This window comes from Bradyrhizobium sp. CCBAU 11430, from assembly GCF_028128855.1.
GTDB classification, from domain to species: Bacteria; Pseudomonadota; Alphaproteobacteria; order Rhizobiales; family Xanthobacteraceae; genus Bradyrhizobium; species Bradyrhizobium ottawaense.
In genome coordinates, this window is sequence record NZ_LBJV01000063.1 from 156,131 (window position 1) to 178,252 (window position 22,122).

Consider the following 22,122-nt stretch of genomic DNA (forward strand, 5'->3'; position numbering starts at 1 on the left):
CGGGCCGCAGAGACAGCCTCGCGATGGATTCCGGGTTCGCGACTTCGTCGCGCCCCGGAATGACAGCCTACCCCGCGACACCCTTGTTCTTCAGTACGAAGCACGCCCCGCCGGCCTTGCGGATGCGGTTGCACAGATCATCCGCCTCGCCGCGCGTGTCGGCGCCGATGCGCACCTGGTAGAACGCACGGGTGCCGCGGCTGCGCATCACCGAACTCAGCAGGCTCGGATCACGCTCGCCGATCGCGGCACCGAGCCGCGTGACCGCGCGGGAGTACATCGCCAGCGCCCTGTTACGGTCGAAGCCGGCGGCGAGCTGCACGCCCCAGGCCTTTGCGGCCGCAAGCTCCACATGCTGCTCGAGCTCGGCGACGAAAGCATTCGGCGCGCGCTTGAGCAGCGCCATCAGGTCGCGACAGCTCGTCGGCGGCGCGCTCGGCGGGCCCTTGCCGGTCGCGCCTGCCTTGGCCCAGGCATCGACGCTGGTGCCGGTGATGGCCAAGACATAGTTGCGGGTCTGCTCCGGCATGCCGCCGGTGCCGGCGAGCCATTCCTGCACGCGCCGCGGACCTGCGTTGTAGGCAGCGGCCGCGAGGCCGAGATTGCCGAACTGGTTGCGTAGCTCGTTCAAGAATTCTGCCGACTTCGGCAATGCCTGCACCGGATTGAACGGATTGAGCAGCCCGCGCTCGCTCGCGGTGCCCGGCATGAACTGCGCGATCCCCTGTGCGTGCTCGCCGCTGCGTGTCGTGGGACCTACCGCATCGGCCTGGAAGCGGCTTTCCTGCCAGATCACCCGGGCGAAGAATTCCAGCGGGAGATTGGCATCGCGCGCGGCGGCCTCGATGATCAGGCAGATCGACTCCCGCGTGTCGCTCTCGCGCGCCGACTCGGGCGATGGCGACGGTTTTGCGGGGGCTTCGGGGCCGAGCTGCGTGGGAGGAACCGGTGCGTCCTCGGCCAGCGCCGACGTGCAGACGAACGCTGCCACGAGCAGCTGCCAGATCAGCCTCTGGACCCCACCAAGCTGCATTTCGCTCCAAGCCCTTGAACTCGGGCCCCAAGGCAACTAGCAACGGCCGGAATAATCAACGCTGAGCTCGGCCAAAATGCGGACAATCTATTTTGATCTCGACGGCACACTCACCGATCCAAAGCCCGGGATCACCGGTTCGATCCAGTATGCCCTGAAAAAACTCGACCAGCCGGTCCCGAGCCAGGACGAGCTGACCTGGTGCATTGGGCCGCCGCTGCATGCCAGCCTGAAGAGGCTCGTCGGAACCGACGAACTTGCTGACCGGGCGCTGCTACTCTACCGCGAGCGGTTTTCCGAGGTCGGCCTGTTCGAGAATGCGCTCTATCAGGGCATCCACGACACGCTCGCCGCGGTGGCCGCGACGACGCCGCGCATGTTCGTGGCGACCAGCAAGCCCGCGGTCTACGCTACCCGCATCGTCAATCATTTCGGCCTGAAGCCGTATTTCGAGCGCGTGTTCGGGTCCGAGCTCGACGGCACCCGCGTCGACAAGCGCGATCTGCTGCGCTACGCGCTCGACGAGACCAAGGTCGACGCGAGCAGCGCCATCATGATCGGCGACCGCAGCCACGATGTGATCGGCGCCCGCACCAACGGCATGACCGCGATCGGCGTGCTCTATGGCTATGGCAGCGAGACCGAGCTCAGGGACGCCGGCGCGCATCACATCTGCGCCGCACATCCCGAGCTGCTCGGTCATTGCGTGGGCTAGGCGCTGACGGTCTCCACCGCCGTCAACATGCCGGTCTTGGCGTGGCAGTTCAGATATTCGAAGAACTGCTCGTCCGCAGCTGCCACCGTGACCTCGTGATAAAGTCGCAGCTTGGCTGACGGGCCGAGCGTGGACAGATACTTCATCGCGGCACCAAAAATCCTGACATGGGTTGGATGCGACTCCGCCCAGCGTTCGAGCGCCGCCAGGCTCTTCCACCAGCTCTGGCCGTAGGACTTTTCGCTCACGCTGCCGTCGGCCTGGAGCACCTCCATGTAGCGGTTGGCATAGCAGCCGATCGCAAGCCCCTCGTCGCGCAGGAAATCCATGCCCTCGCGCAGCACCGGCTCGACATCATCGAGATAGAGCTTTCGCTCGGATGCCTCGGTATCGCTCCAATCCTGCCCGGACCTGATCAGGCAGAGATTGTCGTGCGCCGTCACGCGCAGCCGCGCACCGTCCCGGATCAGCTCCGGCGCGCCACCGGGCGCCATCGCGTCGGTTTGCGACAGCGGAATACGGTCGCGCATGCCGCCCCAGTAAGCGTGCTCCTGCACCTCGCCGCTCATGCCGCCGGCGATCGAGGCGACGCCCTCAGTCCGGTCGGGCGAGGAGAACAGTGTCTCGTGCCGCGCTACAATGGGACGCAGCACTTCGACGAAGGTGCCGATGCCTTCGCGCTGCCGTCCGGTCCAGGCCTCGCGCGCCGCTTCGAACCAGGCGTCGAAGCGTGCGATGTCGTCCCAATAGCCCACCGAGACGACGGTCTCGTATCCGGCTTGATCGACATAGTGCGCGCGATCCCAATGCGAAGGCCCGCCTGCCGCAGCGAAATAGCGCGCGATGTCGGCGAGCGCCTCCGTCGCGGCCACCGGCGCCGTGCCGCGATGCTGCACGCCGAAATAGGCCATCACGACACGGCTCACGCCGGGCCTGTAGCGCGCCACAAAGGACGGATATGGCGGCTGGTAATCATCAGGCACGCGCTTGTGGCGCGTGCGCGGGTTTTCGAGATGCCGAGGAATTGCAGATTCCACGATCGTACCCTCCCCTCGATCTCGGTGATCAGCTCGCCGCCGCGGCGATGTCCGTGGGCTCGACGGTATCCACCGGCAAGGCAAATTGCTCGACGCGTTGGTACCGCTTCTTGTTCAGGAGCAACCGCGTCACGTCGGGCCGTGAATAATGCCCGGCCGGATCTGCCGCGTTCTTGGCAACACCGATGGCGCCGAGGTCGATCTCGGCGATCAATAACCCCTCCTGATCCGGCGCCAGCTTCTCGCCGATCTGGCTGCCGTCGGGACCGTAGATCGCGGCAAAGCCGCCGCCGGCATGCAGCAGCGCGTGCTTGTCCGGCCGGTCGCAAAGTTCGTCGATCATCGCTTGCGAGACCGTCGCGCAAGGCGCGAGCACGAAGCAAGAGCCCTCCACCGCATAGACGCGCGAAGCGGCGTTGTTGACCTCGGCGCCGAGCGCCGGCGCGAAGGGATCATAAAGCGAGAAGCTCGGCCAGGCCGCGACATGCACCTGCTCGTTCTGGGCGTACATCGCGTATTTGGACAGCGGCTGGAGATGCTCCCAGCAGCACAGCGCGCCGAGACGGCCGATGTCGGCCCTCGCATGCACGGCGAGATCGCTGCCGTCGCCCTCGCCGTAGACGGTACGCTCGGCATGGGTCGGCCGCAGCTTGCGGCGTTTGGCGATGGTCTCGCCATCGGGCCCGATCAGCCATTGCGCCAGATAGAGGCTGCCGCCGTCGCGTTCGGACAGGCCGATCACGGCGGTGAGCCTGGCCTTGCGTACGGCATCGCGCAAGCGCTCGGCCTGCGGGCTGTCATAGGACAGCGAGTTGTCGAAATAGCGCTGCACGAAGCCGCGGCCGATCGCCCAGGCCGGCGAGTCCATCCAGATATGCCAGGGGTAACCGGGGATGAAGGCCTCGGGAAAGGCGATCAGCCTGGCGCCCTTCTCCGCGGCCTCCCTGATCAGCGCGATCGACTTGTCGATGGAGGCGTCGAGATCGAGCCAAGCCGGCGCCGCCTGCACCACCGCCACCTTGTATTTCGGATGTTCGATGCCCATTGCCGCCTCCATTGCCGGTTGATCGGAAGCCATCTCCGATGCAGTCTATTGGGCCAAAGCGGGCAACCAGCCGCTCGACCGCGGCGGAACAAAAACTCGACCGGCCGGGATTTCGGCCCGGTACGGGATTTGCCTCGGATCGGGCTGGATCTGCGCCAACATGCGATTTCGCTGGATGTGAAAGGGAGGCCTGCCGATGCCAATCCAGTTCACGACGGACGGCAGCCCGGGCTACCGGCGGCTCGCCCTCTGGCAGGACATCGTCTGCGACGTCTTCGTCGGGCTCGACTGCAAATCCGATCTCGGCAGCGCCTTTCGCGGCTCGGTCACGCAAATCCCGCTCGGCAAGGCCGTATGCTCCGAGGTCTGCTCCGATCGCCAGCACGTATTCCGTACGCCCTCCCGCATCGCGCGCTCGGATCAGGATTTCGTCCTGGTCGCGCTCGGCCATCGCGGCGACGGCGGCGTGGTGCAGGACGGCCGCGAGACTGTAGTTCATCCCGGCGAGTTCGCGCTCTACGACACCACGCGCCCCTATGAGCTGAAGTTCAACGACGCCTTCACGCAGACCATCTTCAAGGTGCCGCGCGAGATGTTGCAGCGCCGGCTCGGCGGCACGGAGACGCTGACCGCGATGTCGTTTGGCACTGAGGCACCGCTCGAGCGGCTCGCCTATGATTTCATCTTCCGGCTTTGCCAGAGTGCCGACCGGCTCGCCCCTGGCAACGCCGCTGTTCTGTCCGAACAGGCCGTCGATCTGCTCGCGATGGCGCTGAGCGAGCGGCTCGGCAAGACGTCGCTGCCATCCTCGACCCACCGCTCTGCGCTGATCTACCGGCTCAAGGCGCATGTCCGCGCCCATCTCGCCGACCCCGACCTTTCATTGCCGGAGACCGCGGCTGCGCTCGGCATTTCGCCGCGCTACGTGAACGACCTTCTCGCCGACGAGGAGACCTCGTTCCAACGTTACGTCCTCGCCGAACGCCTTGCGCGGTGCCGTCGCGACCTCGCCTCGCCCATGCTCGTCCATCGCCACATCAGCGAGATCGCCTTTGCCTGGGGTTTCAACGACCTCTCGCATTTCGGCCGCGTCTTCCGCGAGCATTTTGGCATGTCGCCGCGCGATTTCAGGCAGAGCCAGCTGCGGCACTGAGCAGCCATCTTCGCAAGCCTTCGTCCTGGACGAAGGCAACGCTCGCCAATTCCAGATTGTCTTGCGTTGCGGCGTGGATCAGGCTGCCACGCATGAGGACTCAGACGACGATAAGCGGAAGCGAGCTGTTGCTGAGCGTCATCGCGATCCGTCTCGCCGTGCTGGTCGTGGTGGGATGGGGTTTGACTCTGCTGCCGCAGCAGACGCGCAATCGAGAGCTCGGCTGCGCTCCCCCATCCCAGGCAAGGGACGAGCCGAAACTTTCGGCGAAGCTTGTCGGCCCGCGCATCGTTGACGCCGCGTTCGACGATATGCTTCGGCACGATTAGGGCGTCCGAGCAAGGCCGGTATGTGAGCGCGTGATAGGACAAGGCACCCGCTTGCGCTAACCTCGATGCCGAGGCCGCAACGATCAATCAGCGGCAGCCGAGGAGCATTTCGATGGAATACCGACGCTTGGGCCGGTCAGGCCTCATGGTGCCCGCCTTGAGCCTTGGCACCGGCACCTTCGGCGGCGTCGGCCGCCTTGCCGCGTGGGGCACGACGGACGCGACCGAGGCGCGGCGCCTGCTGGACGTCTGCCTCGAGGCCGGCGTGTCGATGTTCGACACCGCGGACGTCTATTCGCTCGGCGAGTCCGAACGCGTTCTCGGCGAGGCCATCAAGGGCCGCCGCGACAAGGTGCTGGTCTCGACCAAGGCCACGTTTCGCTTCGGCGACGGCCCGAACGACATCGGCTCGTCACGGCAGCATCTGCTCGCAGCCATCGACGGTTCGCTGAGCCGGCTCGGCACCGACTACATCGACTTGTTCCAGCTCCACGGCTTCGACGCCTTCACCCCGCCCGAGGAGGTGCTCGCGACCCTCGATACGCTCGTCCGCGCCGGCAAGATCCGCTATGTCGGCGTTTCGAATTTTTCCGGCTGGCACCTGATGAAGTCGCTCTCTGTTGCCGACAAGCACGGTTTTCCGCGCTACGTCGCCAACCAGACCTATTATTCGCTGATCGGGCGCGATTACGAATGGGAGTTGATGCCGCTCGGCCTCGACCAGGGGTTAGGTGCCGTGGTCTGGTCGCCGCTCGGATGGGGACGCCTCACGGGCAAGCTTCGCCGAGGTCAGCCGAAGCCCGAGGTGAGCCGCCTGCCCAAGACCGCCGAGTTCGGCCCGCCGGTGCCGGACGAGCATGTCTATCGTGTCGTCGATGCCATCGACGAGGTCGCGAAGGAAACCGGCAAGAGCGTGTCGCAGATCGCGCTGAACTGGCTGCTGCAGCGCCCGACCGTATCGACGCTGATCATCGGCGCGCGCAACGAGACGCAGCTGCGCGAAAATCTCGGCGCGGTCGGCTGGTCCTTGACCAAGGACCAGGTCGCAAAACTCGACGCGGCGAGCAAGGTGACGCTACCCTATCCCTACTGGCACCAGCGCACGACCTTCACCGACCGGAACCCGCCGGCGGTCTAGGCCTCGTTGAGCTGCATCAAGCCCGCTCGCGCCGGCCGTGGCACAATGCGGCCGCGAGGCCGCGATGCGCCGATTTGCCATGAAGGCTCTGTTCACGGTCCTCAATCTCACCCGCACCGAGCGGACGCGGATCGACCGGGACCGCGCCGTCCTGGTCGTCTCGACGGTGGTGACGCTCGGCCTCATTGCGCTCTACGTGTTCGGGAAATCGACAGCACGCTGGTAGGGTGCGCGGCCGTTCCGGTCGATGCCGACCGCCTGCGGCACAGGAACCGTCCGTGTCCTGCCGGGTTGCGATCCATCCTGCAATTTCCTAATCGGGAGACGGAACACGGCTCGAATCAAGCGCGCCTCCATCATGTCGTCCGCCCCCATCGAGCACGCCGACGGCCTGCCGCAGCCACAGCGCAACCAGGCGGTGCTGACCATTGCGCTGGGCATCATCATGGCGGTGGTCGACAGCGCCATCGCCAATGTCGCGCTGCCGACGATCGCGGCCGACCTCGACGCCAGTCCGGCCTTCTCGATCTGGATCGTCAACGGCTACCAGCTTGCGATCACGATCTCGCTGCTGCCGCTGGCTTCGCTCGGCGAGATCGTCGGCTATCGCCGCGTCTATCTGGTCGGGCTGGTGCTGTTCACGCTGGCATCCGCCTTCTGCGCGCTGGCGCATACGCTGCCGCTGCTCACGATCGCGCGCATCATCCAGGGCTTTGGCGCGGCCGGCATCATGAGCGTCAACGCGGCGCTGGTGCGCTTCACTTACCCGCGCAGCCAGCTCGGCCGCGGCATCGGGCTCAACGCGCTCGTCGTCGCCTTCTCGGCCGCCATCGGCCCGACGCTCGCCGCAGGCATCCTGGCGGTCGGAAGCTGGCCGTGGCTGTTCGCCATCAACGTGCCGCTCGGCGCGGTGACGCTGGTGCTGGGCCTGCGCAGCCTGCCGCACACAAAGCCCGCCAGCCATTCGTTCGACTGGCAGAGCGCGGGGCTTTCAGCGATCACCTTCGGCGTCGGGATCGCAGCCGTCGACAGCGTCGGTCATGGCGAGGCCGCCATCACCTGCCTGATCCAGTTCGCCATCGCTCTGGTCGCAGGCGCGCTGCTGATCTGGCGCGAAACCCACATGACCTCGCCGCTGCTGCCGGTCGACCTGTTGCGCATCCCCGTGTTCGCGCTGTCGATCGCGACCTCGATCGCCTCGTTCTGCGGGCAGATGCTGGCCTTCGTCGCGATCCCCTTCTACCTCCAGAGCCGCTTCGGCTATTCGGCGGTGCATATGGGCCTCCTGATCACGCCATGGCCGATCGCGGTGGCGTTCGCAGCGCCGCTGGCCGGCCGCCTGGTCGAGCGTTATCCGGCCGGCCTGCTCGGCGGCATCGGGCTCACGCTGTTCGCCTGCGGCCTCGCCGCGCTCGCCTTCCTGCCCGCGGACCCCACACCGTTCGACGTGATCTGGCGCATGGCGCTGGCAGGTGCCGGATTCGGTCTGTTCCAGACCCCCAACAACCGCACCATGATCGCAGCCGCCCCGCGCGAGCGCGCCGGCGGCGCCAGCGGCATGCTTGGCACGGCGCGTCTGCTCGGCCAGACCACTGGCGCTGCGCTGGTGGCGTTGTTGCTCGGACGGTATCCGGTTGAGGGGACCAGGCTGGCACTGCTCGCAGGCGTCGGGTTTGCACTCTGCGGCGCGGTGCTGAGCATGTTGCGGCTGTCTCCGGCTGGCGCGCGCGGCGCCGAACACGTCCGCGTGCAGGACGATCAGCGCCTGCGGGGCGACTGACAGAGCCCACCTTCCGGTGCCTGCTATTCCCGTGCACAACCCCTGCGTGGCTTAACTATCAGGACCAATGACCTATTGCCCTCGCGCTCCGGTTGCGCTTGATTGGCGCGGGGAATAAGGGGCACTTCATGCGTTCATTGGGAATTGTGGCGCTCAGCGTCATGCTGGGCGGTTGCGCGTCTGTGACGCGCGGCACGACCGAAAACATCAGCATCTCATCGACACCGTCAGGCGTGGAGGCTGTGGTCAGCGGGCTTGAGGTGCCGACAACCTGCACAACACCTTGCGCCATCGTCGCCAAGCGTAGCGCCGACATCACGATCACCTTCGAAAAGGAAGGCTATCAACCCCAGACGGTGCAACTCACCAAGGAAGTGTCGGGCACGGGCGCCGCCGGCTTCGCCGGCAATCTCCTCGCCGGCGGCGTCATCGGCATGGGCGTTGATGCCGCGACCGGGGCGGCCACCGATCACAAGCCCAATCCGGTCATCGTGACGATGCAGCCGACCGCCCCCGCCCGCAGCGCGCGGCCGGCCGCGCCGCGCAAGCCGCGTCCGCCAGCGGCCGCGCCCGAAGCCGGGACGTAAGGGTCACACACAGCCTCGGAAACAAAAAAGGCCGGCTTCGCAGCCGGCCTCTTTCTGTTCATGATGAGCGCTGGATCAAGCCTTGACCAGCGGGCCCTTGGAGGTCGGCCCCTTCGAGCCGCCGGGACCGCCCGGCTTGGACTTGCCCGGCGGCCGCTTGCGGGCCCCCGGCAGCTTCTCCTGCTTCGGCGTGACCGGGCCCTCGACGAATTCGAACCCGATCTTCTCCTTGGTCTCGTCAGCCTCGTCCTTGACCAGGACGACGCGGACGTGGCCGCCGCCCTTCAGCTTGCCGAACAGCACCTCGTCGGCGAGCGGCTTCTTGATGTGCTCCTGGATCACGCGGGCCATGGGACGTGCGCCCATCTGCTCGTCGTAACCATGCTGGACCAGCCAGGCCTTGGCGGGCTCGGACAGCTCGATGGTGACGTCGCGGTCGCCGAGTTGGGCTTCGAGCTGAAGCACGAACTTCTCGACCACGGTGCCGATCACCTCGACGCTGAGATGGCCGAACGAGACGATGGCATCGAGACGGTTGCGGAATTCCGGCGCGAATTGCCGGTTGATCGCCTCGTGGTCGTCGCCTTCCCGCTTGGAGCGCGTGAAGCCGAACGCCTGCTTGGCGAGATCGGAAGCCCCCGCGTTCGTGGTCATGATCAGGATCACGTTGCGGAAATTGACCTGCTTGCCGTTGTGGTCGGTGAGCCGGCCGTGATCCATGATCTGCAGCAGCACGTTGTAGAGATCAGGATGCGCCTTCTCGATTTCGTCGAGCAGCACCACGCAATGCGGATGCTGGTCGACGCCGTCGGTGAGCAGGCCGCCCTGGTCGAAGCCGACATAGCCGGGAGGCGCACCGATCAGGCGAGATACGGTGTGCCGCTCCATGTATTCGGACATGTCGAAGCGCAACAGCTCGACGCCGAGGCTTGCCGCGAGCTGCTTTGCAACCTCGGTCTTGCCGACGCCGGTCGGACCCGAGAACAGGTAGCAACCGATCGGCTTCTCCGGCTCACGCAAGCCGGCGCGCGCCAGCTTGATCGATGCCGCAAGCGACTCGATCGCCTTGTCCTGACCGAACACGGTGCGCTTCAGCGTCTGCTCAAGATGCTTGAGCACCTCGGCATCGTCCTTCGACACGCTCTTCGGTGGAATCCGCGCCATCGAGGCGATCGTGGTCTCGATCTCCTTGATGCCGATGGTCTTCTTGCGCTTGTTCTCGGCGACCAGCATCTGCGCCGCACCGGACTCGTCGATCACGTCGATCGCCTTGTCCGGCAGCTTGCGGTCGTGGATGTAGCGCGAGGAGAGCTGCACCGCGGCCTCGATCGCCTCGTTGGTGTACTTCAGCCGGTGGTAGTCCTCGAAGTACGGCTTCAGTCCCTTGAGGATCGCAATGGCGTCCTCGACCGTCGGCTCGTTGATGTCGATCTTCTGGAAGCGCCGCACCAGCGCGCGGTCCTTCTCGAAGTGCTGGCGGTATTCCTTGTAGGTGGTCGAGCCCATGCAGCGGATGGTGCCCGAGGCCAGCGCGGGCTTGAGCAGGTTCGAGGCATCCATCGCCCCGCCCGACGTCGCGCCCGCACCGATCACGGTGTGGATCTCGTCGATGAACAGGATGGCGTTGGGATGCGCCTCGAGTTCCTTCAGCACTTGCTTCAGGCGCTCTTCGAAGTCGCCGCGATAGCGCGTGCCCGCGAGCAGTGTGCCCATGTCGAGCGAGAACACCGTGGCAGCCGCCAGAACTTCCGGCACCTCGCTGTCGACGATGCGCTTGGCGAGGCCCTCCGCGATCGCGGTCTTGCCGACGCCGGCTTCGCCGACGAACAACGGGTTGTTCTTCTGCCGGCGGCACAGCACCTGGATCGCACGGTTGATTTCGGAATTGCGTCCGATCACCGGATCGATCTTGCCGTCGCGCGCCTTTTTGTTGAGGTTGACGCAATAGGTCTCGAGCGCCTCGCCCTTCTTCTTGGCGTCCTCGGCGCCCTTGGTCTCGGTCTCCTCGTCGACGCCGCGCACCGGCCGCGCCTCGGAGACGCCAGGCCGCTTGGCGATGCCGTGGCTGATGTAGTTGACCGCGTCATAGCGCGTCATGTCCTGCTCCTGCAGGAAATACGCGGCATGGCTCTCGCGCTCGGCGAAGATCGCGATCAGCACGTTGGCGCCGGTCACCTCTTCACGACCGGAGGATTGCACGTGGATCACGGCACGCTGGATCACCCGCTGGAAGCCGGCTGTCGGCTTGGCGTCGTCCGCGCCGTCGGTGACCAGATTCTCGAACTCGGTCTCTAGATAATTAACCAGGCTCGTGCGGAGCTTGTCGAGATCGACACTACAGGCGCGCATGACGGCGGCTGCATCGGAGTCGTCGATCAGGGAGAGCAACAGATGCTCGAGCGTCGCGTATTGGTGATGACGCTCGTTTGCGATCGCCAGCGCACGATGCAGGGATTGTTCAAGGCTTTGGGAAAAAGTCGGCATTCGCGTCCTCTATGGCCCCCACCATCATGATCGTCATCGCCCGGTCAGGCAACAACAACCTTTGTCACATATAGTTATACAAGACCGCGGCGAAAGACCGGTTCCGCGACTCTGGCAGCGACACACCCGCGGTATTTTCGATGCAAAACCCGTTCCGATTTGGGCGGACTACCCATTTGGGCAGGGTTGACGCCGGCGCCGAAGTTCACCGGATCATGCAGCAGGATGCGCTGCCATCACACACCACACGAGCAGAACCACTCTAAGGAACGGGACCGGCGACTACTTCTTTTCCATCACGCATTGCAGCGGATGCTGGTGCTTGCGGGCGAAATCCATCACCTGTGTCACCTTGGTCTCGGCGATCTCGTAAGTGAACACGCCGCACTCCCCGATACCATGATGATGGACGTGCAGCATGATCTTGGTCGCGGCCTCGATGTCCTTGTTGAAGAACTTCTCCAGCACGTGGACGACGAACTCCATCGGCGTGTAGTCGTCGTTCAGGATCAGCACGCGGTAGAGGTTCGGCCGTTTGGTCTTCGGCTTGACCTTGGTAATGACCGAAGTGTTCGGACCCGAGGGGTTGCCCGAACGGTTCTCGTCATTGCTCATGCGAGGAGCGTAGGCAGCGGCTGGCGCGGACAGGTCGAGTCTGGAAGTCAATTGCGGCATGGCTCAGGCGTTCAAATTCCCCATGGAAGCGAATGGCGGTCGCCGCGCGACCCCGCCCTTCGGAGCCTGGCGCAGGCGCGCCGCCTTGTTGGATCGCCGCTCCCGACAATCCGGTCCAAACCGGATCGTTCGCCAGCAATATGGGCCTGCCCCCGGCCCGCCGCAAGCGTGCAGAGGTCCGGCCGATGCGGCCACGGCAGTCCCGATTCCCGTTCCGGGCGATCAGGAGCGAGGTTAAACAATCCGGACCGATTTGACAAAAATTTCGCCCCCGCGCGTTTAGAACATGTTGACCAGGAACCCCGGCTATTAACCCGGCTGCGGCGGTTTCACGCGGGTCGCTCCGGTTTTCTACGGTCCAATTTACCTGCCGTTCAATGGCATGGCGCGAAATCGGGCAAAACACAGATTTCGGGGATTGTCATGTCTCGCCCGCCGCTCGTCAGCCGCCTTGGTCGACTATGCGCCCGCTTTGCAACGGCCGAGCAAGGCAATATCGCCGTGATCTTCGCCATCGCGCTGGTCCCGGTGCTGAGCTTCGTCGGTGCCGCGATCGATTATAGCCGCGCCGCCCAGGCCCGCGCCTCCATGCAGTCGGCCCTCGACTCCACCGCGCTGATGCTCTCCAGGGACCTGTCGTCCGGCACGATCACGACGTCCCAGATCAGCAGCAAGGCGCAAACCTATTTCAATGCCCTGTTCACCAACACCACGACCCTGCCATCGGTCACCGTTGGGGCCACTTATACCGCGAGCACCAGCATCGGCTCGACGATCCAGCTCACCGGAACCGGCACCTACACGACCAGCTTCATGAAGATCGCCGGCTTCCCGACACTCGGCATCGACACCACCTCCACCAGCGCCTGGGGCCTGACGCGCATGCGCGTGGCCCTGGTGCTCGACGTCACGGGATCGATGGCCGACGACGGTAAGATGCCGGCCATGCAGACGGCCGCGAAGAACCTGGTCGACCAGCTCAGCACGCTCGCCAAGACCAACGGCGACGTCTACATCTCGGTCGTTCCGTTTTCCAAGGACGTCAACGTCGGCAGCAGCAACTATGACAAGTCCTGGATCGACTGGAGCGACTGGGAAGCGGTGAATGGCAGCTGCAGCGACAATTGGTACAAGCAACAGTCGAGCTGCGTCAGCGCGGGCAAGACGTGGACGCCGAAAAACCACAACAAATGGACGGGATGCGTCACCGACCGCGATCAGGACTACGACACCAAGAATACTGCTCCGGTGAGCAGCAACTCGTCGACGCTGTTCCCGGCGGAGCAGTATTCGTACTGCAATTCCAGCAATTCGGCCTACATCCAACCGATCATGCCGCTGAGCTACGACTGGTCGGCGCTCAAGACGCTGATCGGCAATCTGGTCCCGACCGGCAACACCAACCAGGGCATCGGCCTCGCCTGGGGCTGGATGACGCTCTCGACCGGCGATCCCATGAACGCGCCGGCCAAGGACACCAACTACACCTACAAGGACGCAATCGTCCTGCTCTCCGACGGCATGAACACGCAGAACCGCTGGTACAGCGACTCCTCGCAGATCGACGCGCGGGAGAAGAAGCTGTGCGACAATGCCAAGGCCCAGCCCAACAACATCACGATCTACACCGTGCAGGTGAACACCGGCAGCGATCCGACCTCGAGCGTGCTGCAATATTGCGCCAGCAGCTCCGACAAGTTCTATCTCGTCACGTCGGCCAGCCAGACCGTTTCGGTGTTCAAGGACATCGGCACCTCGCTGTCGAAGCTGCGCGTGGCGCGCTGACGGATCGACCGCGTGCCAACAAAAAGCCCGGCTGGTTCAGCCGGGCTTTTCGATTCCAGGACGTCCTGAAAAATTTACTGAGCAGCCGGGGTGAACTTCGACACGATGGTCTCGACCGGCTTGAACGCCTGCTTGGCGAGGTCGCTGTAGAGGCCGGCGATCTTCTGCGATTCCGCAACGAAGGTCTCGTAGGAGGAACGGGCGAAATCGGTCTGCGCTTCCATGGCCTTGTCCAGCGACTTCACGCCGGAAAGCTTCTCGACGAAGGACTTGGTGTCTTCGAACGACTTCTTCGTATAGTCGCCATAGGCGCTGGCGATCGCCTGAAGGCCGTGCTGCACCGAGGTCGCGGAGGCGACGTACTGCTCGAAGTGCTCTTTCCCGTAGTTCTGAAAGTCTTCAACCTTGAACATTTCGGAATCCTTTTCCCTGGCTCTCGTCGGGAAGCCCCGGCTCCCTGACTCTGCCCACAATTAGTGCAACGCACAAAAAAGTCAAGAATTTTGTGCGACGCACAAAATTGGACTCATTTCGCGAAGATTCCCGGGGTTTCCCGCAAGGGTTCTTTAAGCATTTGGAAACCGCGGGCCCCTACCCTGATTCCCTGGACGTGTTCAACTTCCGCAGACGGTCAAAAGCCGTTTGAGACCATCACCTTAGCCAGAATAGCGGTTCAGGTCCAACGTCCCCCGCGGCGAGCACCAGCGGAGGGACAGCCTGAGCAGGTAATGATCCCGGGTCCATTGGGCACAATTTCGCCTCACGAGCCGGTGATCAAGTCAGAAACGGGGACGGGGTTCCATGCTTCGTAAAAACTTGTCTTCCTCGCGCTTGGCGCGGGTTGGCGTTTTCGGGCTTCTTACGGTCACCACCGCGGTCATCTTCACCACCGATGCCGCCGAGGCGCGGCGTCATCGCCGCCATTACGCGCACCACCGGGTGCAGCGCGACGTGTCCGAGAGCTCCAGCCCGAAATTCGCGTCCATCATCGTCGACGGCAATTCCGGCGCAGTGCTCCAGGCGACCAGCCCCGACGGGATCCGCCACCCCGCCTCGCTCACCAAGATCATGACGCTCTACCTGCTGTTCGAGCGTCTCGAGTCCGGGAAGATGAAGCTCGACACCGAGATGCCGGTGTCCCAGCACGCCGCCGATCAGGATCCGACCAAGCTGAATTTGCGCGCCGGCCAGACCATCCGTGTCGAGGACGCGATCAAGGGTCTCGTCACCCGCTCCGCCAACGACGCAGCCGTGGTGATCGCCGAAGCGATCGGCGGCGACGAGGACGACTTCGCCCAGATGATGACGCGCAAGGCGCGCTCGCTCGGCATGTCCAAGACGGTGTACCGCAACGCCAACGGCCTTCCCAACGACGAGCAGGTCACGACCGCGCGCGACCAGGCCACGCTCGGCCGCGCCATCCAGGAGCGCTTCCCGCGCTACTATCGCTATTTCGCGACGGCGACCTTCAACTGGCGCGGACAGTCGATCCGCAACCACAATCACCTGCTCGGCAATGTCGAGGGCGTGGACGGCATCAAGACCGGCTACACCCGCGCCTCCGGCTTCAATCTCGTGACCTCGATGCGCCGCGGCAACCGTCATCTGATCGGTGTCGTGCTCGGCGGCCGCAGCGGCGGTTCGCGCGATGCCATCATGCGCAACCTGCTCGCGGAGAATCTCGAGAAGGGTGCGACCACCCACACCGTCGCCGCGGTCACGGAGCGCAACGGCGCGGACGCCAGCACCGAGGTCGCCGACGCGTCGCCTACCCCGGCCCGCGCCGTTCCGCAGGTTCAGGCCGCTCCTGCCCCTGCTCCTGAAGCCGCTCCGTCGCGTCTGGCCGCACGCCTGTCGACGCTCGCGGCTGCGACTGCCGCGGTGCCGCCGGCCCAGCCCAGATCCGAAGCCAAGCCTGAAGTTCGGCCGACGGAATCCAAGATCGAGCCGGCGCCGCTCACCAATGGCGTGATCTCGAGCCAGCCGCTCTCCATCATCCCCGGCTCGTCCGAGCCGATGAAGCCGGTCCGGGTCAAGACGGTTCAGGTCAAGGCCGGCGCCGTGAAGGTCGCTTCCGCCGCCCCCGCTCAGGTCGCACCGCCGGTCACCAACGCCATTTCGTCCCGTTCCGACGTCGCGGAAACCTCCACCGCCGTCGTCGCCCGGGCCGATCTCATCAACAAGCCCGAGGTCGTCAGCCAGCCGGAAGCGCCGAAGGCCGAGATCACCCGCGCCGAGCTGCCGCGGCAGCCGGCGGGCTTCGGCACCGGCAACGGCCTCCTCGGGGTACTGCCGGCCGCAACGACTGCTGCGCCCGCCCCGGCCGCTCCGAAGCTGGCCTCCGCCGACCCGATGCCGGTCCAGATGAGCGCCACCACCAAGCCGGTCGCCACCCACAGCGGCTGGATCGTCCAGGTCGGCGCGCTCGAGAGCGAGAACGAGGCCCAGCAGCGCATCGACGCCGCGCGCAGCTCGGCCCGCGGCCTGCTCAGCAAGGCCGATCCGTTCACCGAGGTCGTCGCCAAGGACAATCGCAAGCTCTATCGCGCCCGCTTCGCCGGGCTCGAGCGCGACCAGGCCGAAGCCGTCTGCCGTACCCTGAAGCGCGCCGACATCTCCTGCATCACCGTCCGCAACTGATCATTCGCAACGCTCCGCTCAAAATGCCCGCGCCTTGCGCGGGCATTTTTGTTTTTGGCGGATCTCGATGCCAGTTCCGCGACAACTTCTCGTCAAGGATTTACGGTTAAAACTTTACTCAAGAGATCAACCACGCCGACAATGGCGGGTGTCAGGGCGACGGCAAACAGAGCAAGCGGAGCTCACGCGGTACGGGCGTTTGTAGCGTAGTGCCGGAGTTAGCCGTTATGCGTACGAAGCAGAGTATCCTTGGCCTCGTTTACACGGGCAGCGAGATAGTTCGACCCCCCTTGGTCGGGATGGAGTTTCTTCATCAGGGTCTTGTGGGCCCGGCTGATGTCGTCACGCCCCGCCCCCGGCTGCAAGCCAAGGATCTGATAGGCCTCCTCCGCCGTCATTTTGCCGCTCGCCGCCGTGCGGCGCTGCCCCCCTGCCGCATCGCTCTGCGCGTTCTGACGCCAGGCGGGAAACCGGCGGTCCAGATAGCTTTCAAGTAAGGCCACGCTCTCGGCGTCGAATGTCGGAACCATGGCCAGCAGGCTAGCGAGATCGAACTCGCCGAGATCGCGCCCGGCGTGAGGCCCGGCGACGATCTGCCCGCCGAGCTGGCCAGAGCCGTGGTCGAGCCGCATATCCAGGAATTGCGAACGCACGCGTGAAGACTGCCCTGACGCGGGCGCAGCACCACCGCCGCCGAACAGCCCGCCGACATTGCCGAAGCCGGCGTTTGCCAGCGGTGTCCAGCCCAGCAGCCCGGCGCCGAAAATCCCGAGCGGGATCGCCACCACCAGCTCGCCCCGCAAGCCCGTGAAGGCTGCGACCGCCAGCGCCACCACGCCGCCACCGAACCTGATGGCCCTCGCCAGCACCGCCGGATTGGCAGCGCGAAACATCTGGAGCAGCAGATAAAGCGTGATAATTGCGACAGCGCCGGCGATCAGGGTCATGACCGGAATATAGTCGCCCTCGCGGCAAAATGCATGGCTTACGCCTCGCCGCGACGCCTGAGCGCTACTTCAGTTGGCCGATCAGCCTGGCCGCGCCGCTCGCGGTCTTTGCCAGCTTCAATAGCGCCTCGCGACCGCCGGCGGCATAGGCCGCAGCCGCCCGCAGCAGCTCGCGCAACTGCGCCGCCGCACCCGGATCGAACCGGCACCAGGCGCCACCCGTCAGGCGCGCGATCTCGCGAAAGGCCTGCTCGGCGACGGCGTCATGACCTTCCTGAAACAGGAACACGGGCACTTTGAGCATGCCGAGCTCGCCGGCCTTGGCGCAGAGCTCGTCGACCTTCTCCTCCATGGCATCGCCGACGAAGACGACGGCGCGCACGCCCGATGCGACCGCTTCGCGCCGCGCCTCGGTCAGCACCTTGCCGATCTGGGTGTCGCCGCCACGGCAATCGATCTTGCTCATCAACGCCGCAAGCCTGTTGCTGTCGGAGATCCATCCCGTGGCGCGGCACTCGTTGAAGCCGCGATAATAGACCAGCCGGATGTCGAGACTGCCGAGCGCGGCGGTCTCGCGAAACATGTCGGCCTGCAGCGCGCAGGCCATGTCCCAGGTCGGCTGCCGGCTCATCGTCGCGTCCAGCGCGAAGATCAGCCGCCCCTTCGCGCCCGGCGCATGCGGTGACATCGCCTGCGCCTTGGCGACGAAGGCGGCGATGTCTTCCGTAGTCGACATTCCGGCCTGCGGCACCGCACCGCCTGCTTGCGCCGAGACGGCATCGCCGCTGCGGGGTTTAATGGGTTCGCCCGACATGCCTTGACCCTGCGTGGGCGGCTAATGTGGTTAGCGCAAGCAGCCCGGTCAATGTGCAAAGCCCCCGCCGGCAGAGGCTGGCGGGGGCTTTGCAGATCGTGACTGACGATGTGGGCGCCGTCAGGGCGAAGAGGTCAGCTCTTGGCAGGCCCCATCAAGGCGACCGGACCGGGCTCGAGGATATTGGGCGGCGAGGATTGCGTGTCGACCGGCGCGATCTCGCTGTCGGCGGCGCTCAGGAATTTGTCGAGCATGCCCTGGATCGAGTTCTTGGCGACATCCGGACCGGTGTCGCGCATGTCGTTGTGCTGGAATTCAGTCTTCACGACCTGGATACCCGCCTTCTCGCATTCCTCGTCCGTCGGGATCACGCCCGCATCGGCCTTGAACTGCGGATCGGTGGAGCGGAACGACAGGATCTTGAACTTGCCGGCGGTGACGAAGGGCACGCGCAAATTGTCGAGCGTGACGACCTTTTTGACTTCATCCGGATACTGTTTGGCGAAATACATCGTGATGTCGCCGCCCATGGAATGGCCGACCATGGTGACCTTGTCGTAGTCGGCGTTCGGCTGAAGCTTCCTCATTTCCTGCACGGCGAGATGGATGTTGGCGACACCGCGCAGGATCTGCGGCAGGCGGCCGACATAGAGCTCGCCGGGCTTGGTCACCATCGGAGGATCGGTCGGCAAGTCGTGCTGTGGGCTCAGGACCATGTAGCCGCGCGCAGCGAAGATGTTGGCGAGGAAGCCGTACTCGGTGTTCTTGACGGTGTTGCCGTGATTGATCACTGCGACCGGCAGCGTGATCATGCCGGCGGTGGCCTGCATTTCCTTGTCACGACGCACCGCGATGTCGACGGGCACCGGGCGATTGTCGCGCGAGGCGTCGTAGAAGGTAATGGTCTCGTGCTTGATCGCCCACTTGCTCGCCGTGAAATAGGCGATGCCGCAGAGAGCACTGACCGAAACCAGAACGGCAATTCCACGCTTCATTTTCGTCCTCAGCCTCAGGCTCTTGCGGCCTGAATCCCTGTTGAAAATCGTGTTCTTCCGGGGCTCTTCGACCCCTTGTCGCCTATTCGCTAATATATGTCACAGGCGCGTGACAGGAAGGCCAAATATTGTGAACCGGCAGCCCTTTCATTGTGCGCCGCACACGTTTTGTAGGCATCCCGTCCTCGCCAAGCTACGTCAGCGTGCACGTCACCATCCGACGCAACCGGTCTCGCTTGGGTTCAATTTCACGGTCAACGTAAGGTGAAAACGGCGGAGCGCGGCCACAGTTCCCGCGGAAACCGGCCCCTCAGATCGATCGGAAGTAGCGATATACCGCCGCTCAGGCGCCGAGGATGTCGTGAACCTCGAGCGGCTTGTCGACCTGGTTGAACCACTCGGCCCGGTTGGCGGCGCGGCGGCGGCCGCGCTCGTCGAGCGGCAGCTTGAGCTGCCGGAGCAGGCTCGTCACCTCCTCTCGTGCGGTCAGATGGCCGAGATTGGGCCGCATGCCGAGCGTGGCCTCGTCGATCTCGTCGAGGGCGGTCAGGCCGCGCGGGAAAAATTCGCGATAGACGACGCGTTCGGCGAAGCCGTCGACGTAGCGGAAGCCGAGCCGCAGCGACAGATCCTTCAGCCCCTCGGCGACGAGCTGCTTGTTGCGCGAGCCGAGCATCGACAGGCGGTTGCGCACGACGATCCAGTCGGTGGTCGAGCCGTCGAGCTGGCGGCGCTTGCGCCTGACGTCGCGCACCATCTCGGCGTAGTGGCTCTCGCCCGTCACCGCGTAATTGGCGGGATCGACGGTGCCGAGCACGTCGAAATCGAGGAAGCTGTCGTTGATCGGCGTGACCAGCGTGTCGGCCATCGAGTGCGCCAGCCGCATCAGATAACTGTCGGTGCCCGGCGTATCGATGACGATGAAGTCGAAGCTGCTCTCGACCGCCGAGACCGCCTCCATGAACTGCTGGAACTCGGAATTCTCGTTCTCGGCGATCTGCATGGTCTCGCCGAGCTTGATGCAGCGATGCACCGGCAGTTCGAGGTCGAGCTTGGTGCGGCGCGCCCAGGCGGCACGGTTGCCGATGTAGCGCGTGAAGCTCTGCTGACGGCAGTCGAGGTCGATGGTGGCGACGCGCTGGCCGGCCTTCAGGAGCGCAACCGCGATGTGCAGGGCGGTGGTCGACTTGCCGGAGCCGCCCTTCTCGTTACCGAGCACGACCACATGCGCCGAGCCGGATTGGCCTTGGCTAGCCTGCACAAGCATGGCGATCCTCAACACCCCTGATGAATATCTTCGAGTTGGCCGCGTCTGCGGTCAAGTGAAATGCGTGACAGGTAATGCAAATCGCAGCGCGCCTGCTTCATCATGAATCGCGGCGCCGTCTTTCTTTCTGTAATCCAGCCCACAATGTCGCGACATCCTGCGCGACCTTGCGCGGGATGCTGTGCCGCATCCGGATGCATGGCGTCCACGGTCGCCGCTTGTTAAGGTTAGTCGCCCCTGGCGCCAGGTCATGCCGCGCCGATTCCCAACCCTGTCGAGTCCTGATGTCAGCAAGCCCTTTGATCGCCCGCACGGTCCCAACCTTGCGCCGCGCCGTCGACAATCTCCGCAAGCGAAAGGCCACGATCGCGCTGGTCCCGACCATGGGGGCCCTCCATGACGGGCATGTGTCTCTCGTCCGCCTCGCCAAGCGGCGCGCCAGCCGCGTCGTGGTCTCGATCTTCGTCAACCCGACCCAGTTCGCCCCCACCGAGGATTTCGGCGCCTATCCGCGCACCTGGAAGGCCGACATCGCCAAGCTCGCAGCCGAGGATGTCGATATCGTCTGGCATCCCGGCGTCGATGCCATGTATCCGGACGGCTTTGCCACCCGCATCGTGCCGGAGGGACCGGCGATCGCCGGCCTCGAGGACCGCTTCCGCCCGCATTTCTTCGGCGGCGTCGCCACCGTCGTCGGCAAGCTGTTCACGCAGTGCCGGCCGGACTTCGCGATCTTCGGCGAAAAGGATTTTCAGCAGTTGCGGGTGGTGTCGCAGATGGCGCGCGACCTCGACCTCGGCGTCAAGGTCGTCGGCTCCCGCACCGTGCGCGAGCGCGACGGGCTCGCGATGTCCTCGCGCAACGTCTATCTGTCGCCCGAGGAGCGGCGGACCGTCCCCATCCTCTACCGTGCCATGAAGGACAGCGCCGGCCGCATCCGTGCCGGCGAAGCCGTTGCGTCGGCCATGAAGCGTGGCGCCGCAACGATCGAGGCGGCCGGCTTTGCGCTCGACTATTACGAAGCGCGCCATGCCGAGACGCTGGCGCCCCTCGCCTCGCGCAAGGACGGACCGTTGCGGATCCTGGTCGCGGCCAAGCTCGGCACGACTCGGCTGATCGACAATATCGCGGTTTAGAGCAGTCCGAGATCGCGCAATTCGCGCCGCATCGGCTCCGGCATCGCCGCGATCGAGCCGGCGGCGGACTTGCCGAGATCGGGCGGCACGGAATCGTCGGCGAGATAGCGCCAGCCCTGGAATGGGCGCATCGGCCGTGGCGACACCGAGACCACTTTCGGCTGCATCACGATCCGGCAACGGCCGATACCGTCCTTGTCGCGGAACGGCTCGATGCCGATGATCTTTTCCCGCGCGGCGATCTCGCCCTTGATCACCCAGTAGAGCGACCCGCCCGAGAGGATCTCGGCATCGCGCTTGGGGACCATGCGGGTGATATGGATGTGATGTTGCGGCAGACCCTTCTTCTTGGCGGTCTGCATCCGTTCGGCGATCCACTCCTTCAATTCCTTGACGGAGTCGCAACCGACGGCGAGCTTGATCAGATGTAGCGGCATGCCCAAGCATTAGCCGGGCAGCACCGCATTTGGAATGCCGATCTATTCGTTATCCGCAGCCGCGGGCGCGGCCGCCGAGGTTGGCGGCGGAGCGAGCGGAACCGGCGCTGCAGGAGCACGCGCAG

Annotated in this window: 21 protein-coding genes; 10 read left to right on the forward strand and 11 right to left on the reverse strand. The window is 64.9% G+C overall.

From position 1 onward, the window contains the following. Positions 1-67: 67 nt before the first annotated feature. Complete coding sequence (locus XI04_RS23155; RefSeq protein ID WP_038950331.1) at positions 68-1,033, reverse strand: lytic transglycosylase domain-containing protein; 966 nt, start codon at positions 1,031-1,033, stop codon at positions 68-70. A gap of 76 nt (positions 1,034-1,109) precedes the next feature. On the opposite strand from XI04_RS23155, the gene XI04_RS23160 reads away from it, so the two are divergent. Further along, positions 1,110-1,748, forward strand: coding sequence for an HAD family hydrolase (locus XI04_RS23160; protein WP_038950332.1), 639 nt, complete (start codon positions 1,110-1,112; stop codon positions 1,746-1,748). Here the strand turns inward: XI04_RS23160 and XI04_RS23165 are convergent. Continuing rightward, on the reverse strand, positions 1,745-2,785 hold the full coding sequence (locus tag XI04_RS23165) for a phenylacetaldoxime dehydratase family protein (protein ID WP_038950334.1): 1,041 nt from the start codon (positions 2,783-2,785) through the stop codon (positions 1,745-1,747). The genes XI04_RS23160 and XI04_RS23165 overlap by 4 nt on opposite strands. Positions 2,786-2,813: 28 nt before the next feature. Further along, positions 2,814-3,830 carry a carbon-nitrogen hydrolase family protein gene (locus XI04_RS23170; RefSeq protein ID WP_028143968.1) on the reverse strand — a complete coding sequence of 339 codons (1,017 nt, stop codon included), beginning with the start codon at positions 3,828-3,830 and terminating at the stop codon, positions 2,814-2,816. 196 nt (positions 3,831-4,026) lie between these two features. Between XI04_RS23170 and XI04_RS23175 the strand changes: the two genes are divergently transcribed. From XI04_RS23175 to XI04_RS23200, 6 genes are all read left to right on the forward strand, one after another. After that, positions 4,027-4,983 carry a helix-turn-helix domain-containing protein gene (locus tag XI04_RS23175; protein WP_028143969.1) on the forward strand — a complete coding sequence of 319 codons (957 nt, stop codon included), beginning with the start codon at positions 4,027-4,029 and terminating at the stop codon, positions 4,981-4,983. Between the two features lie 128 nt (positions 4,984-5,111). Continuing rightward, the gene (locus XI04_RS23180; RefSeq protein ID WP_244429199.1) at positions 5,112-5,312 is read left to right on the forward strand and encodes a hypothetical protein; all 201 of its coding nucleotides are present in this window, start codon (positions 5,112-5,114) and stop codon (positions 5,310-5,312) included. 112 nt (positions 5,313-5,424) lie between these two features. Continuing rightward, on the forward strand, positions 5,425-6,450 hold the full coding sequence (locus XI04_RS23185; RefSeq protein ID WP_038950336.1) for an aldo/keto reductase: 1,026 nt from the start codon (positions 5,425-5,427) through the stop codon (positions 6,448-6,450). Between the two features lie 64 nt (positions 6,451-6,514). Further along, positions 6,515-6,676 carry a hypothetical protein gene (locus XI04_RS23190; RefSeq protein WP_167456567.1) on the forward strand — a complete coding sequence of 54 codons (162 nt, stop codon included), beginning with the start codon at positions 6,515-6,517 and terminating at the stop codon, positions 6,674-6,676. A 132-nt stretch (positions 6,677-6,808) separates the two neighbouring features. Further along, positions 6,809-8,230, forward strand: coding sequence for an MFS transporter (locus XI04_RS23195; RefSeq protein ID WP_049806683.1), 1,422 nt, complete (start codon positions 6,809-6,811; stop codon positions 8,228-8,230). A 128-nt stretch (positions 8,231-8,358) separates the two neighbouring features. Beyond that, on the forward strand, positions 8,359-8,817 hold the full coding sequence (locus XI04_RS23200; protein WP_028143972.1) for a hypothetical protein: 459 nt from the start codon (positions 8,359-8,361) through the stop codon (positions 8,815-8,817). A gap of 75 nt (positions 8,818-8,892) precedes the next feature. On the opposite strand, the gene clpA is transcribed toward XI04_RS23200, so the two are convergent. Next, a complete protein-coding gene (gene clpA, locus XI04_RS23205) occupies positions 8,893-11,301 on the reverse strand; it encodes an ATP-dependent Clp protease ATP-binding subunit ClpA (protein WP_028143973.1) in 2,409 nt (802 codons plus the stop codon). A gap of 282 nt (positions 11,302-11,583) precedes the next feature. Continuing rightward, on the reverse strand, positions 11,584-11,916 hold the full coding sequence (gene clpS, locus XI04_RS23210) for an ATP-dependent Clp protease adapter ClpS (protein WP_026202494.1): 333 nt from the start codon (positions 11,914-11,916) through the stop codon (positions 11,584-11,586). Between the two features lie 483 nt (positions 11,917-12,399). Between clpS and XI04_RS23215 the strand changes: the two genes are divergently transcribed. After that, entirely contained in the window at positions 12,400-13,761 is a 1,362-nt protein-coding gene (locus XI04_RS23215; protein ID WP_028143974.1) for a TadE/TadG family type IV pilus assembly protein, read from the forward strand. Positions 13,762-13,835: 74 nt separating this feature from the next. On the opposite strand, the gene XI04_RS23220 is transcribed toward XI04_RS23215, so the two are convergent. Next, positions 13,836-14,174 carry a phasin family protein gene (locus XI04_RS23220; RefSeq protein WP_028143975.1) on the reverse strand — a complete coding sequence of 113 codons (339 nt, stop codon included), beginning with the start codon at positions 14,172-14,174 and terminating at the stop codon, positions 13,836-13,838. A 388-nt stretch (positions 14,175-14,562) separates the two neighbouring features. Here XI04_RS23220 and XI04_RS23225 point away from each other — a divergent pair, with 388 nt between their 5' ends. Continuing rightward, positions 14,563-16,401: a D-alanyl-D-alanine carboxypeptidase gene (locus tag XI04_RS23225; RefSeq protein WP_271610651.1), complete on the forward strand. Its 1,839-nt coding sequence runs from the start codon at positions 14,563-14,565 to the stop codon at positions 16,399-16,401. A 218-nt stretch (positions 16,402-16,619) separates the two neighbouring features. On the opposite strand, the gene XI04_RS23230 is transcribed toward XI04_RS23225, so the two are convergent. The 4 genes from XI04_RS23230 to XI04_RS23245 all read right to left on the reverse strand — a co-directional run bounded on the left by XI04_RS23230 (position 16,620) and on the right by XI04_RS23245 (position 20,424). Further along, positions 16,620-17,348 carry a DnaJ domain-containing protein gene (locus XI04_RS23230; protein WP_028143977.1) on the reverse strand — a complete coding sequence of 243 codons (729 nt, stop codon included), beginning with the start codon at positions 17,346-17,348 and terminating at the stop codon, positions 16,620-16,622. A gap of 64 nt (positions 17,349-17,412) precedes the next feature. Continuing rightward, on the reverse strand, positions 17,413-18,162 hold the full coding sequence (locus XI04_RS23235; RefSeq protein ID WP_271610652.1) for a VWA domain-containing protein: 750 nt from the start codon (positions 18,160-18,162) through the stop codon (positions 17,413-17,415). A 134-nt stretch (positions 18,163-18,296) separates the two neighbouring features. Then, positions 18,297-19,157, reverse strand: a complete 861-nt coding sequence (locus tag XI04_RS23240; protein WP_028143979.1) for an alpha/beta fold hydrolase — start codon at positions 19,155-19,157, stop codon at positions 18,297-18,299. A 343-nt stretch (positions 19,158-19,500) separates the two neighbouring features. After that, positions 19,501-20,424 (reverse strand): division plane positioning ATPase MipZ, encoded by a 924-nt coding sequence (locus XI04_RS23245; RefSeq protein WP_038950343.1) that lies wholly within the window; start codon positions 20,422-20,424, stop codon positions 19,501-19,503. Between the two features lie 284 nt (positions 20,425-20,708). On the opposite strand from XI04_RS23245, the gene panC reads away from it, so the two are divergent. Then, entirely contained in the window at positions 20,709-21,560 is an 852-nt protein-coding gene (panC, locus tag XI04_RS23250) for a pantoate--beta-alanine ligase (protein WP_271610653.1), read from the forward strand. Here the strand turns inward: panC and XI04_RS23255 are convergent. Then, a complete protein-coding gene (locus XI04_RS23255) occupies positions 21,557-21,997 on the reverse strand; it encodes a DUF1489 family protein (protein WP_028143982.1) in 441 nt (146 codons plus the stop codon). The two genes, panC and XI04_RS23255, sit on opposite strands and share 4 nt — an antisense overlap. Between the last annotated feature and the right edge of the window lie 125 nt (positions 21,998-22,122).

Bases quoted from the DNA above. Each gene is read 5' to 3' on its own strand.
- XI04_RS23155 (WP_038950331.1), bottom strand. From the start codon at position 1,033: ATGCAGCTTGGTGGGGTCCAGAGGCTGATCTGGCAGCTGCTCGTGGCA.
- XI04_RS23160 (WP_038950332.1), top strand. From the start codon at position 1,110: ATGCGGACAATCTATTTTGATCTCGACGGCACACTCACCGATCCAAAG.
- XI04_RS23170 (WP_028143968.1), bottom strand. From the start codon at position 3,830: ATGGGCATCGAACATCCGAAATACAAGGTGGCGGTGGTGCAGGCGGCG.
- XI04_RS23175 (WP_028143969.1), top strand. From the start codon at position 4,027: ATGCCAATCCAGTTCACGACGGACGGCAGCCCGGGCTACCGGCGGCTC.
- XI04_RS23185 (WP_038950336.1), top strand. From the start codon at position 5,425: ATGGAATACCGACGCTTGGGCCGGTCAGGCCTCATGGTGCCCGCCTTG.
- XI04_RS23190 (WP_167456567.1), top strand. From the start codon at position 6,515: ATGCGCCGATTTGCCATGAAGGCTCTGTTCACGGTCCTCAATCTCACC.
- XI04_RS23195 (WP_049806683.1), top strand. From the start codon at position 6,809: ATGTCGTCCGCCCCCATCGAGCACGCCGACGGCCTGCCGCAGCCACAG.
- XI04_RS23200 (WP_028143972.1), top strand. From the start codon at position 8,359: ATGCGTTCATTGGGAATTGTGGCGCTCAGCGTCATGCTGGGCGGTTGC.
- clpA (WP_028143973.1), bottom strand. From the start codon at position 11,301: ATGCCGACTTTTTCCCAAAGCCTTGAACAATCCCTGCATCGTGCGCTG.
- clpS (WP_026202494.1), bottom strand. From the start codon at position 11,916: ATGAGCAATGACGAGAACCGTTCGGGCAACCCCTCGGGTCCGAACACT.
- XI04_RS23215 (WP_028143974.1), top strand. From the start codon at position 12,400: ATGTCTCGCCCGCCGCTCGTCAGCCGCCTTGGTCGACTATGCGCCCGC.
- XI04_RS23220 (WP_028143975.1), bottom strand. From the start codon at position 14,174: ATGTTCAAGGTTGAAGACTTTCAGAACTACGGGAAAGAGCACTTCGAG.
- XI04_RS23225 (WP_271610651.1), top strand. From the start codon at position 14,563: ATGCTTCGTAAAAACTTGTCTTCCTCGCGCTTGGCGCGGGTTGGCGTT.
- XI04_RS23230 (WP_028143977.1), bottom strand. From the start codon at position 17,348: ATGACCCTGATCGCCGGCGCTGTCGCAATTATCACGCTTTATCTGCTG.
- XI04_RS23235 (WP_271610652.1), bottom strand. From the start codon at position 18,162: ATGTCGGGCGAACCCATTAAACCCCGCAGCGGCGATGCCGTCTCGGCG.
- XI04_RS23240 (WP_028143979.1), bottom strand. From the start codon at position 19,157: ATGAAGCGTGGAATTGCCGTTCTGGTTTCGGTCAGTGCTCTCTGCGGC.
- XI04_RS23245 (WP_038950343.1), bottom strand. From the start codon at position 20,424: ATGCTTGTGCAGGCTAGCCAAGGCCAATCCGGCTCGGCGCATGTGGTC.
- panC (WP_271610653.1), top strand. From the start codon at position 20,709: ATGTCAGCAAGCCCTTTGATCGCCCGCACGGTCCCAACCTTGCGCCGC.
- XI04_RS23255 (WP_028143982.1), bottom strand. From the start codon at position 21,997: ATGCCGCTACATCTGATCAAGCTCGCCGTCGGTTGCGACTCCGTCAAG.